The 11166-nt window shown below is 69.1% G+C and carries 10 protein-coding genes and 1 tRNA gene; 8 read left to right on the top strand and 3 right to left on the bottom strand.

Translation table 11 applies throughout. The features are described 5' to 3' along the window. Positions 1-490, bottom strand: a 490-nt coding sequence (locus tag D477_RS14735; protein WP_005270841.1) for an FAD/NAD(P)-binding protein, incomplete at its 3' end; no start/stop codon positions are given. Between the two features lie 58 nt (positions 491-548). On the opposite strand from D477_RS14735, the gene D477_RS14730 reads away from it, so the two are divergent. The 3 genes from D477_RS14730 to D477_RS14720 all read left to right on the top strand — a co-directional run bounded on the left by D477_RS14730 (position 549) and on the right by D477_RS14720 (position 3913). Further along, positions 549-2612: a prolyl oligopeptidase family serine peptidase gene (locus D477_RS14730; protein ID WP_005270837.1), complete on the top strand. Its 2064-nt coding sequence runs from the start codon at positions 549-551 to the stop codon at positions 2610-2612. Between the two features lie 134 nt (positions 2613-2746). After that, a tRNA-Ser gene (locus D477_RS14725) sits at positions 2747-2835 on the top strand. Positions 2836-2965: 130 nt separating this feature from the next. Beyond that, entirely contained in the window at positions 2966-3913 is a 948-nt protein-coding gene (locus D477_RS14720; protein ID WP_190273572.1) for a GT-D fold domain-containing glycosyltransferase, read from the top strand. 76 nt (positions 3914-3989) lie between these two features. On the opposite strand, the gene D477_RS14715 is transcribed toward D477_RS14720, so the two are convergent. Beyond that, positions 3990-6140 (bottom strand): RecQ family ATP-dependent DNA helicase, encoded by a 2151-nt coding sequence (locus D477_RS14715; RefSeq protein ID WP_052510799.1) that lies wholly within the window; start codon positions 6138-6140, stop codon positions 3990-3992. Positions 6141-6211: 71 nt separating this feature from the next. Between D477_RS14715 and D477_RS14710 the strand changes: the two genes are divergently transcribed. The 5 genes from D477_RS14710 (at position 6212) to D477_RS14690 (ending at position 10440) form a co-directional block, all read left to right on the top strand. Further along, complete coding sequence (locus D477_RS14710) at positions 6212-7630, top strand: phosphomannomutase/phosphoglucomutase (RefSeq protein WP_043847145.1); 1419 nt, start codon at positions 6212-6214, stop codon at positions 7628-7630. Next, positions 7627-8100 carry a hypothetical protein gene (locus D477_RS14705; protein WP_005270828.1) on the top strand — a complete coding sequence of 158 codons (474 nt, stop codon included), beginning with the start codon at positions 7627-7629 and terminating at the stop codon, positions 8098-8100. Before D477_RS14710 ends, D477_RS14705 begins: the two co-directional genes overlap by 4 nt. Positions 8101-8164: 64 nt before the next feature. Further along, on the top strand, positions 8165-8623 hold the full coding sequence (locus D477_RS14700) for an RrF2 family transcriptional regulator (RefSeq protein WP_005270826.1): 459 nt from the start codon (positions 8165-8167) through the stop codon (positions 8621-8623). A 98-nt stretch (positions 8624-8721) separates the two neighbouring features. Then, positions 8722-9894, top strand: coding sequence for a globin domain-containing protein (locus D477_RS14695; RefSeq protein ID WP_005270824.1), 1173 nt, complete (start codon positions 8722-8724; stop codon positions 9892-9894). A 108-nt stretch (positions 9895-10002) separates the two neighbouring features. Beyond that, on the top strand, positions 10003-10440 hold the full coding sequence (locus tag D477_RS14690) for a VOC family protein (protein ID WP_005270823.1): 438 nt from the start codon (positions 10003-10005) through the stop codon (positions 10438-10440). Here D477_RS14690 and D477_RS14685 read toward each other — a convergent pair. Beyond that, the coding region (locus D477_RS14685; RefSeq protein ID WP_005270820.1) for a PEP-utilizing enzyme at positions 10427-11166 on the bottom strand (740 nt) is incomplete at its 5' end. The two genes, D477_RS14690 and D477_RS14685, sit on opposite strands and share 14 nt — an antisense overlap.

Here is an 11166-nt window from a genome sequence, read left to right as displayed (position 1 = left end):
CGTGCGGATGCAGCCTGACGGCCTCGGTCGCGTGGACGGCGAGCGCCGCCCGGGCGCCGGCCTCCTCGGCCAGCCGCGAGAAGATCCAGGCCAGGTACCGCCCGTAGAGCAGCCGGCTGGGGAAATCAGCCGGTCCCAGCGCAGCCGCCTCGTCCCGGTCCTCCGCAGGAACGCCGCCGAGCGTCCCGGCGGCCACGCCCTGGCGCCATACCTCGAAGGTAAGGCCTGCCACGGAAGGCACGGGGTCGACGTCGAACCCGTCCGTTGGCACCACGGTGGGAAACAGGGACGGTGTATTCATCAGGAACAACCGGGACTGCCCCGCCCGCCAGACATGGCCCGGCCCCGGCGGATACGGATCCACCAGGTGCACCTGCAGCGTCCGCCCATCGGGCAGGTGCCGCAGCCGGGCGAGCAGCCGCTCCAGCACGGAGAGTCCGCGCGGGCCGGCACCCACGATCGCCACCCGGTAGCCTTGCGCGGAATCCATATCTTCTAGCGTAGCGGGACGCCCGGCTCCGGTTCGGTGGCCGCCTAGGATGGAAGGCATGACCGAGCACAGCCACCTTCCCGCGGACGACTTCACCTGGCTCGAGGAGATCCACGGTCCGGAGCCGCTGGGTTGGGTGCGCCGGCAGAACGCGCGGACCGAGGCCAAGCTGGTCGACGACGGCTTCCGGGACCTGGAGCAGGACATCCTGGCCGTGCTGGACTCCGAGGACCGGATTCCCTCCGTCACGAAGCGCGGCAACCACTACTACAACTTCTGGCGGGACAAGCAGAACCCGCGCGGGCTGTGGCGGCGGACCAGCTGGGAGAGCTACCAGTCGGACGACCCGGAGTGGCAGGTCCTGCTGGATGTGGACGCGCTGGCTGCCGCCGAAGGCACCGACTGGGTCTTCGCCGGCTCGCTGTTCCTGCGCCCGGAGGACGGCGTGAGCTACCGGCGCGCGCTGCTGCGCCTCTCCCCGGACGGGTCGGACGCGGCAACTTTGCGCGAGTTCGACGTTGAGGAGCGCGCCTTCGTGCCCGGCGGCTTCGAGATTCCGGTGGCCAAGAGCCGGTGCAGCTGGCGCGACGAGGACACGCTGCTGCTCGGCACGGACTTCGGCCCCGGCTCCATGACCGCCTCGTCCTACCCGCGCACCAGCCGGATCCTGCGCCGCGGGCGGCCGCTGGCCGAGGCCGAACCGTACTTCGAGGTGCCCGAGGAGCACATGCTCGGCCAGGCCGTGCACGACCCGACCCCGGGCTACGAGCGGGACCTCGCGGTGGACGTGATCGACTTCTTCAACTACCGCACTTACCTGCGCCGGGACGGCGAATGGCTGCCGATCGACGTGCCCACCGACGTGGAGGTCAGCCTGCACCGGCAATGGCTGACGCTGCGCCCGCAGACCGACTGGCAGCAGCCGGGCGAAACCTATCCGGCCGGCTCCCTGCTGGTGATCGGGCTGGAGGACTTCCTCGCCGGCAGCCGCGGCTTCACGGTGCTCTTCCGGCCGGAAGACAGCACGTCGCTGCAGTTCTGGAGCTGGACCCGGAACTACCTGCTGCTCAACCTGCTGCAGGACGTCTCCTCCCGGATCCTCGTCCTCGACCCGGCCGCCGGCTGGGCTGCGGAGGAACTCGACGCCTGCCCGCCGCTGCATGCGGTGGAGGCCTACGCCGTGGACGAGGAGGACGGGGACGACTACTGGCTCGTGGCCACCGGCTTCCTCACCCCGTCCACGCTCTCGCGCGGCACCATCGGCGCGACGGCCGCGGAAGTGAAGCAGTCGCCGTCGTTCTTTGACGCCGCCGCCTACAACGTGGAACAGCACTTCGCGGTCTCCGCGGACGGCACCAAGGTGCCCTACTTCCAGGTCGGGCCCAAGGATTTGGAGTACGACGGCGGCAACCCCACCCTGCTGGCCGGCTACGGCGGGTTTGAAGTCAGCCGCACTCCCGCCTACAGCGGCGTGACCGGCCGGGCGTGGCTGCAGCAGCGCGACAGCGCCGGCCGCGGCGGTGTGTACGTGCTGGCCAACATCCGCGGCGGCGGCGAATACGGTCCCGGCTGGCACCGGGCCGCGCTGCAGGCCAATCGGCACCGGGCGTACGAGGACTTCGCCGCCGTGGCGCAGGACCTCGCCCGCCGCGGGGTGGCCTCGCGGGAGCGCCTGGGGTGTTCCGGCGGCTCCAACGGCGGACTGCTGGTGGGCAACATGCTGGCCAGCTACCCCGAGCTGTTCGGCGCCGTCTCGTGCGGCGTGCCGCTGCTGGACATGGCCCGCTACACGCAGCTCTCGGCCGGGTACTCCTGGATCGCCGAATACGGTGACCCGGCCGACCCGGAGCAGTGGGAATTCATCCGCACTTTCTCGCCGTACCACCTGGTGGAGGCCGGCACCGACTACCCGGATGCGCTCATCTGGACCGCGACGTCGGATGACCGGGTCGGGCCGGTGCAGGCACGGAAGATGGCCGCCCGGATGCAGAAACTCGGCGTTGAGAACGTGTGGTTCCATGAGGCCCTCGAGGGCGGACACGCGGGCGCGAGCGACAACCGGCAGGCGGCCCGGCTGCAGGCGCTCTCGCACACCTTCCTGTGGCGGGCGCTGACCGGCTGAACCGGCGCGGTGCCTGTGCGTCGCGGGGTCCGGGCCGCCGGCGCATGCTTGGCGAGGCACCAAGGCGACCGGGCTGCCGGTTTTGATCTGGCCGCCGATTCTGGGTAGTCTTGATGGGCTGGCAACAGCACTTTGGAGACGTGCCAGAGCGGCCGAATGGACTTCACTGCTAATGAAGGGTCGGGGTTAAACTCGACCGGGGGTTCAAATCCCCCCGTCTCCGCGTCAGGCCCCTGACGGTTCCGCATGGATCCGGCAGGGGCCTTTTGCTGCCGCGGGCGTGCAACGCCTTCCGGTAGAATCCCATGCTTATCGGCCGGTTCCGGCCGGGTTTCTTCTTGGTGGAGGTCCAGGTGCCACTCGCGAAAAGGCTCAAACGTCTGCTCACCGGGGCGGCGGCGGAAAAAGTGGCCGCCCTGCGGAAGCAGACCGCGCTGCTCGAACGGCAGAACGAGCTGCTCGCTGAGCAGAACCGGATCCTGCGGGACGCCGTCGACGGTCCGATGGCGAAGACCTTCCTGGAGACGAAGCGGATGCGGGATGCCGTGGAGAACATCCGGCATGTCTCCATGGCTCCCCTCCGGCGGGAGATCGCCGATGTGCTGCAGGCCCGGCAACTCGGCTTCATGGCGACCATCGACGCCCTCCGCGACGAGCGAAAGAGCCTGGCACGCTTCGGCGACGGCGAATTCCGGCTGATGTACCGGCTGGAGCACAAGCTGAAATTCCAGCGGAACTCGCCGGAACTCATGCTCGCCCTCCAGCGGGTCCTCACGATGCCGTCCGCACATACGCTGGTCGGGATGCCGCAGGTCTTCGTGGGTGCCCACTGGTCGATCGTGTTCGCTGAAACCTGGCACTTCGTTGGCCCGATGGTTGCCACCCAGGAGCGGTTCGGGAACTCGCATGTGACCCGGCCGATGTTCTTCCACCAGCACGGGCAGCAGGCCGTCGAAGCATGGCGATCCGTGTGGGAAGGCCGCGACGCTGTCGTAGTGTCGGGCCAGGGCTCCCGGTTCGATCTTGTCCCGGCGCTGTTCGACAACCTCGGCAGCGTGCGCGAAGTGTTCTCGACTCCGACGGACGCGTTCTTCGATCTGGACCGGTTGGTCGGCGAGGTCGAGGACACCGGCCGCGATCTGGTCCTGTTGTCGCTGGGCCCGGCCGCCACCGTTGCCGCCGACATGCTCGCAGCCAAGGGAATCCAGGCGCTCGATATCGGGCATCTGTCCTCAAGTTACGAGAACGTCCTGCTCGGGGCGGACCTTCCGGAACACGTCCCGCCGGTCCGGGTCCCCTGACCGGCGGAGTCGCTCCGCATCGGTTTCCGGCTTCCGGCTCCAGTGCTCCGCAACCAAAGTGGGTGGGACGGAACGGTCAGGCCTTCAGGGCGAGGACGAAAGGCAGCACCGCCTGGGCGCCGGCCCGCCGCAGGGCCCGGCCGGCGCTGGTCAGTGTCCAGCGGCTGTCGGCCAGGTCGTCGATCAGCAGCACCGGGCCGGGGTGCTCGGCGAACCATTCCGCGCCGCCGGCGGGCACCTCGAACTGCTCCCACACGTCGGCCAGCCGGTACGCGCTGTTGCCGCCGGGGCCGTTCCTCGGCCCGCCGTGCGGCGCAGCGAGGGCGCCGAGGTACGGCATCCGTCCGATGCCGGCCAGGCCCTCGGCGAGCGAGGCCACCAGCTGGGGCCGGCTCCGCGAGGGAACACTGACCACCGCTACAGGGCGTTGGGCCCAGCCCCATTCGGCCAGCACGCGGACACAGGCCTGCAGGGTCTGCTGGTCTACTGGCGCATCCGGAGCACCGGGTGCAAAGAGCGTGCGCAGCCTCCCGCCCCAGCCCAGGTCCGTCAGCCGGGCCAGCGCACGGCCGGACTCATTGGCCTCCGCCGCCGCGATCTTCCCCTTCACTTCCACGCCGAGCCTGGCCATGCCGGTCGGCCACATGGACCGCGGCTCCAGTTCCACCCCCGCCCGCTGCAGGGCTGCCTCCGCGCTGGCGGTCGCCGATTCTGCCACCGTGTTCGCGTACCAGGGGCCGGCGCAGTTGTCGCAGCGGCCGCACGGGGCCGCGGACGGATCATCCAGGGCCTTGGCCAGGAACTCCATCCGGCAGGCGCCGGTGTTCTCGTAGTCCAGCATGGCGTTCTGTTCGGCGACCCGGGCCCGGGCGATGCGTTCATACCGGTCCCGGTCGTAGGCCCAGGGCTGCCCAGTGCCCTCCCAGCCGCCGTTGACCTTGCGCACCGCGCCGTCCACGGAGAGGACCTTCAGCAGCAGCTCCAGCGGCGAGCGCTTCAGGTTGACCAGGGTTTCCAAGGCCGCCGTGGAAAGCACGGTTCCGGGCGCCTGCAGTTCGCGCAGCACTGCGGTGGCCGTGCCTTCGCTCGGCATGGATGCCGTGGCGAAGTACTCCCAGATGTCCCGGTCTTCGGTCCCCGGCAGCAGCAGCACGTCCGCGTTCGGCGTACCGCGGCCGGCGCGGCCGACCTGCTGGTAGTAGGCCACCGGAGAGGACGGCGCCCCGAGGTGCACCACAAAGCCCAGGTCCGGCTTGTCGAAACCCATGCCGAGGGCACTGGTGGCCACCAGCGCCTTCACCCGGTTTTCCTTCAGCGCAGCCTCGGCTGCTTCCCGGTCCGCCGGATCCGTCCGGCCGGTATAGGCCAGCACCTCGTGGCCGGCCTCGCGCAGCAGCCGCGCGGTGTCCTCGGCGGCGGAGACGGTGAGGCTGTAAATGATGCCGCTGCCGGGCAGGTCCTGCAGGTGGGTCAGCAGCCAGCCCAGGCGCATCCGCGGACTGGGCAGCTGCAGCACGCCCAGCCGGAGCGACTGGCGGGCCAGCGGCCCCCTGATGGTCAGCACCTCGCCGCCCGCGGACGAGGAAGCGCCCAGCTGCTCCTCGATATCGTGCACGACGCGCGAGTTGGCGGTAGCCGTGGTGGCCAGCACCGGCACGGATGAGGGCAGCTGGCCGATCAGGTCCCGGATCCGCCGGTAGTCCGGCCGGAAGTCGTGGCCCCAGTCGGAGATGCAGTGGGCTTCGTCGATGACCAGCAGGCCCGAGGTGCGGACCAGCTCCGGCAGCTGATCGTCCCGGAAGCGCGGATTGTTCAGTCGCTCCGGCGAGACCAGCAGCACGTCGACGCTGCCCTCGGCCAGCCGGGCCTGCACCTCTTCCCACTCCAGCTGGTTCGCCGAGTTGATGGCCGCGGCCCGGACACCCGCCCGTTCCGCCGCCGCCACCTGGTCCCGCATCAGCGCCAGCAGCGGCGAGACGATCAGGGTCGGTCCGGCCCCGCGGGCGCGCAGCAGCAGGCTGGCAACGAAGTAGACCGCCGACTTGCCCCAACCGGTGCGCTGCACGACGAGCGCCCGGCGCCCGCCTTCCACCAGCGCCTGGACCGCTTCGAACTGGCCCTCATGGAAGCTGGCCGCATCATTGCCGACCAGGCGCCGCAGGATCTGCGTGGCTTCGTCGGCCAGGGACACTGTCATGCTCGAGGTCATGCTCGGGGTTTCAGCCATATCCCCAGTATTACAGCCGCCGCCGACAGGCATTGTGGGTTGTCCACAGGCATTGCTTATAAGCTGGTCCGGTGACCAGTCTCGATCTCAGTGTTTCTTTCCAGGAGTCTTTCAAGGCTTACGACGTGCGCGGGATCGTCGGCAAAACCATCACCGCGGCCACTGTGGAGGCCACCGGCGCGGCCTTCGTCGACGTGCTCGGCCTGGCCGGGGCGACGGTGCTGGTCGGCGGGGACATGCGTCCCTCCTCGCCCGAATTCGCCGCAGCCTTCGCCCGCGGCGCGGCCGCCCGGGGCGCCAACCCGGTCATGCTCGGACTGATTTCCACCGACGAGCTCTACTTCGCCTGCGGCACGCTCGCCGCGGCCGGCGTCGTCTTCACCGCCTCGCACAACCCGGCCGAATACAACGGCATGAAAATGGCCCTGCCCGGCGCCCTGCCGGTCTCCTCCGACACCGGGCTCTTCGAGATCCGCGACACCGCCGCCCGCTACCTGGCCGGCGGCATCCCCGCCGCCGGGGCCGCCGGCACCATCACCGAACGCGACATCCTCGCCGACTACGCCGCCTACCTGCGCTCCCTGGTCGACCTCACCGGCATCCGCCCGCTGAAGGTCGTCGTCGACGCCGGCAACGGCATGGCCGGCCTGACCACCCCCGCCGTCCTCGGCGACGCCCTCCTCGACGCCCTGCCGCTGGACATCGAACCGCTCTACTTCGAACTCGACGGCACCTTCCCCAACCACCCCGCCAACCCGCTGGAACCGGAAAACCTCGCGGACCTGCAGGCAGCCGTGACCGCCCACGGCGCCGACATCGGCCTGGCCTTCGACGGCGACGCCGACCGCTGCTTCGTGATCGACGAAACCGGCCGCCCCGTCTCCCCCTCGGCCATCACCGCCCTGGTCGCCCGCCGCGAAATCGCCCGAGCCAAGGCCGCCGGCGAAACCGAACCGGTCATCATCCACAACCTGATCACCTCCCGCGCCGTGCCCGAGCTCGTTACCGCCGACGGCGGCCGCCCGGTGCGCACCCGCGTCGGCCATTCCTTCATCAAGGCCGTCATGGCCGCCGAGCAGGCGGTCTTCGGCGGCGAACACTCCGCGCACTACTACTTCCGCGACTTCTTCAACGCCGACACCGGCATGCTCGCCGCCATGCACGTCCTCGCCGCGCTCGGCAGCCAGGACAAACCGCTCTCCGAGCTCGCCGCCGAGTACGACCCCTACTACGCCTCCGGAGAAATCAACTCCACCGTCGCGGACAAGGACGCCGCCGTCGAAAAAGTCCTCGATGCCTGCCTCGGCCAGGACGTCACCATCGAAAACCTCGACGGCACCACCGTCACCGCCGCCGACGGCTCCTTCTGGTTCAACCTCCGTCCCTCCAACACCGAACCCTTCCTCCGCTACAACGGCGAAGCCCGCGACCAGGCCACCATGGAACGCATCCGCGACCAGGTCCTCCAGCTCGTCAGGCAGGACGCATGAGCCGCTCCTGGCGCGACGGCGTCGAACCCGAAGTCCTGCAGGACATTGACACGCTCTTCGGCACTGGTCTGGGCATGGCCCAGGAACAGCTTGAACAGCATGGTGCCTTCCTGCCGGCCGCCCTCGTGATGGATCCCGACGGCGAACTGCGCATGATCGCGGTCGCCCCGCCCGAGACGGGGAACGGCGAAGAGGGCGGCGAAGTGGATGCGGACGCGATGATCCAGGACATCTACGCCGCGCTGCAGCAGCAGAAGACCGAGCTCCGCGCCGTCGCCGTCATCAGCGACATCTACCTGCCGGACCACGATACGGACGCCATCCACGTGGCCACGGAGCACAGCTGGGGCACCGCGATCGCGGCCATCCAGCCCTACAGCACGGACGATACCGGCCGCTGGCTCTACCCGGACCCGTTCATCGACCCGCAGGAGCGGCTTGTCTGGCCGCCCGCGGGCAACGGCTCCTAGGCGGCAGCAGGCCCCCACCCGCTTTCCGCACGGCCGGTCCGCCGGCAAGGGCTAAAATGCCTGCATGCGGATCAATGCCTTCTCCGACGTGTGCCTGCGCGCCCTGATGCTGCTCAGCGCCTCGCCCGAAGGTGAGCTGCTGACCACGCAGGCCATCGCAGGTGGCGTCGGCACGCCGTACAACCATGTCAGCAAGGCCGTGCTCAAACTCCGCTCCCTCGGCCTGGTCGAGGCCGTGCGCGGACGTTCCGGCGGGGTGCGGATCAGCGCCAAGGGACGTACGACGACGGTGGGCTGGCTATTGCGCGAACTGGACGAACGCGAGGACCTCGTAGAGTGCGAGAGCCCTAATGGCGACTGTCCCATGAACACCGACTGCGGCCTGCGCGGAGCCCTGCGCCGGGCCCGCGAAGCCTTCTACCGCGAACTGGATGACATCGTGGTCTCGGGGCTGCCGCACCGGTCACAGATGGAGCCGGTTTTTGTGATGTTGCACACACGCCGGCCGGAGCAGGCCCGGTAATTCAAGGAAGTTTCTACGAGCCGTAGAAATGTGGATTTAAACCGGCATTTCTGGTGCTACTTTTGAGGCGTCAACAACACCTGACCCAAGGAGTAACGATGCTCTCGGAGAAGTCCCGCCCCATTATCGAAGCCACTCTGCCCCTCGTTGGAGAGCGGCTCGGGAGCATTACCCCCAACTTCTACAACCGGATGTTCACCGCGCATCCCGAGCTGCTGGACGGCCTCTTCAGCCGCGCGAACCAGCGCAACGGCGAGCAGCAGAAGGCTCTTGCCGGCTCCATCGCGGCCTTCGCCTCGCACCTGGTCGCCAACCCGGACACGGTCCCGGAGCAGGTGCTGAGCCGGATCGCCCACAAGCACGCCTCCCTGGGCATCACCGAGGACCAGTACCAGATCGTCTACAAGTACCTCTTCGAAGCCATCGCCGAAGAGCTGGCCGACGTCATCACCGCCGAGATCGCCGAGGCCTGGACCGAGGTGTACTGGCTGATGGCGGATGCCCTGATCAAGATCGAGAAGGGCCTCTATGCGCGGCAGGCCAACGACAAGATGTGGACCCCGTGGAAGGTCGTCGAGAAGAAGCCGGCCGGCATCGGTTGCGTGACCTTCGTGCTGGAACCGGCCGACGACACCCCGGTTACCGTGGCCGTTCCGGGCCAGTTTGTCTCGGTCAAGGTCACCCTGCCGGACGGCCTGCGCCAGTGCCGCCAGTACTCGCTCTCCGCCGACGTCGACTCCACCACCCGCCGTGTCTTCACGACGAAGCGCGACGATGGCGGCGAGGTCTCCCCCGTGCTGCACAACAATGTGCAGGTCGGCGATGTGCTGGAGCTGTCCAACCCGTACGGCGATGTGACCCTTGAGGACGGCGACGGGCCGCTGGTCTTCGCCACCGCCGGCATCGGCTGCACTCCGTCGGCCTCGGCGCTGCGTTCGCTGGCCGACAACGGCTCTGACCGCGAGGTCATGGTACTGCACGCCGAGAAGAGCCTCGAGGCCTGGGCCCTGCGCGAGCAGATGACCGAGGACATTGAGCGGCTCGACGGCGCCAACCTCCAGCTCTGGCTGGAAGAGCCGACGGATGGCTACAACAGCGGCTTCATGTCGCTGCAGGATATCGAGCTGCCCGCCGACGCCAGCGTCTACGTCTGCGGCCCGCTGCCGTTCATGAAGTCCATCCGCAGCCAGGCCATCGCCGCCGGCATCCCGGCCACGAAGGTCCACTACGAGGTGTTCGGCCCCGACCTGTGGCTGGCCTCGGCCAACTGATCCCTCCCTCCGCACTACCCGGCCACCATCCCGACCGGCCGCCCGGAACCCTCCGGCGGCCGCCGTCGTTACTGGAGCTATTCGGCCAGGCTCGGTAGCCTGCAACGCATGGCCATCAAATTTGAGAACGTCGGCATCGCCGTTCGCGACCTCGAGGCAACAATCTCCTTTTTCACGGACCTCGGTCTCACGGTCATCGGCCGTGACACGGTCAGCGGCGAGTGGACCGACACCGCCGTCGGCCTGGACGGCAACCATGCCAACATAGCGATGCTCCAAACGCCGGACGGCCACGGCCGCCTTGAGCTCTTCGAGTACATCCACCCCGAAGCGATCGAGTCCGAGCCCACTCGTCCCAATGAGATTGGCATGCACCGCGTCGCGTTCTCGGTCGACGATCTGGACAAGGCTTTGGAGATCGCCGCGAAGCACGGCTGCCGTCCGCTGCGGGGCGTGGCGACCTACAAGGACCTCTACAAGCTCACCTACGTCCGCGGTCCCAGCGGCATCATTGTGATGCTTGCCGAGGAGCTCAAGAAAGACTGAGGGCAGGATCCGCCGCTGTCACTACGCCGCGGTTCCCGTCAACCAGGACCTGCCGGCCGTCGTGCAGCACGCGGGTGCCGTTGCCGGTGCCCATCACCGCCGGGATGCCGTACTCACGCGCCACGATCGCGGCGTGCGAGCCGAGCCCGCCGTAGTCCACCACCACGGCGGCCGCGCGCTGGAAGAGCGGGGTCCACGCCGGATTGGTGTAGGGGCAGACCAGGATCTCGCCGCTGCGCAGCAGGCCGAACTCGTCCGGCCCGCGGATGACCCGGACCGGGCCAGCTGCCTGGCCCCGGCTGGCTCCCGTCCCGGAAACCAGGGCGCCCGGTGCCGTCCGATGGTGCGCGAACAGCACGGCCGGATCCAGCAGCGGCACGGCCTGCAGTTCGCGACGCTTGGCCGCCCGCGCCCGCACCAGCGCACGGTACCGCTCCACCACGGCAGCCGGCAACGCACCGCCGTCGTACTGCCCGGTCAGATCGGCCAGCTCCTCGAAGCGGAGGTGGTACACCTCCGCCGGCTCCGCGAGGACCCCTGCCGCGGTGAGCCGGCGGCCCAGCCCGGCGTAGGCGCGGCGCAGCGGCGGCAGCACCATGGTGGCGTAGAAGTGCGTGTCCTCGCGGAAGGCCATCCCCCGCTTCGCGTCGTCGACCGCCTGCAGCAGGGCACGGCGCAGCGGGGCCAACCGCAGGGCCGGGTGGCGCAGCAGCCGGGCCAGCGCGT

Origin of the sequence: Arthrobacter crystallopoietes BAB-32 (assembly GCF_000328305.2) — a bacterium.
In the GTDB taxonomy this organism is placed as follows: Bacteria; Actinomycetota; Actinomycetes; order Actinomycetales; family Micrococcaceae; genus Crystallibacter; species Crystallibacter crystallopoietes_A.
Note: the sequence above shows the minus strand (reverse complement) of the source record. Positions and strands in the feature narration are given on the sequence as shown.

What these genes read in the sequence shown, in the direction of transcription:
- D477_RS14715 (WP_052510799.1), bottom strand. Translation starts at nt 6,140, where the DNA reads ATGGCTGAAACCCCGAGCATGACCTCGAGCATGACAGTGTCCCTGGCC.
- D477_RS14700 (WP_005270826.1), top strand. Translation starts at nt 8,165, where the DNA reads ATGCGGATCAATGCCTTCTCCGACGTGTGCCTGCGCGCCCTGATGCTG.
- D477_RS14695 (WP_005270824.1), top strand. Translation starts at nt 8,722, where the DNA reads ATGCTCTCGGAGAAGTCCCGCCCCATTATCGAAGCCACTCTGCCCCTC.
- D477_RS14690 (WP_005270823.1), top strand. Translation starts at nt 10,003, where the DNA reads ATGGCCATCAAATTTGAGAACGTCGGCATCGCCGTTCGCGACCTCGAG.
- D477_RS14730 (WP_005270837.1), top strand. Translation starts at nt 549, where the DNA reads ATGACCGAGCACAGCCACCTTCCCGCGGACGACTTCACCTGGCTCGAG.
- D477_RS14705 (WP_005270828.1), top strand. Translation starts at nt 7,627, where the DNA reads ATGAGCCGCTCCTGGCGCGACGGCGTCGAACCCGAAGTCCTGCAGGAC.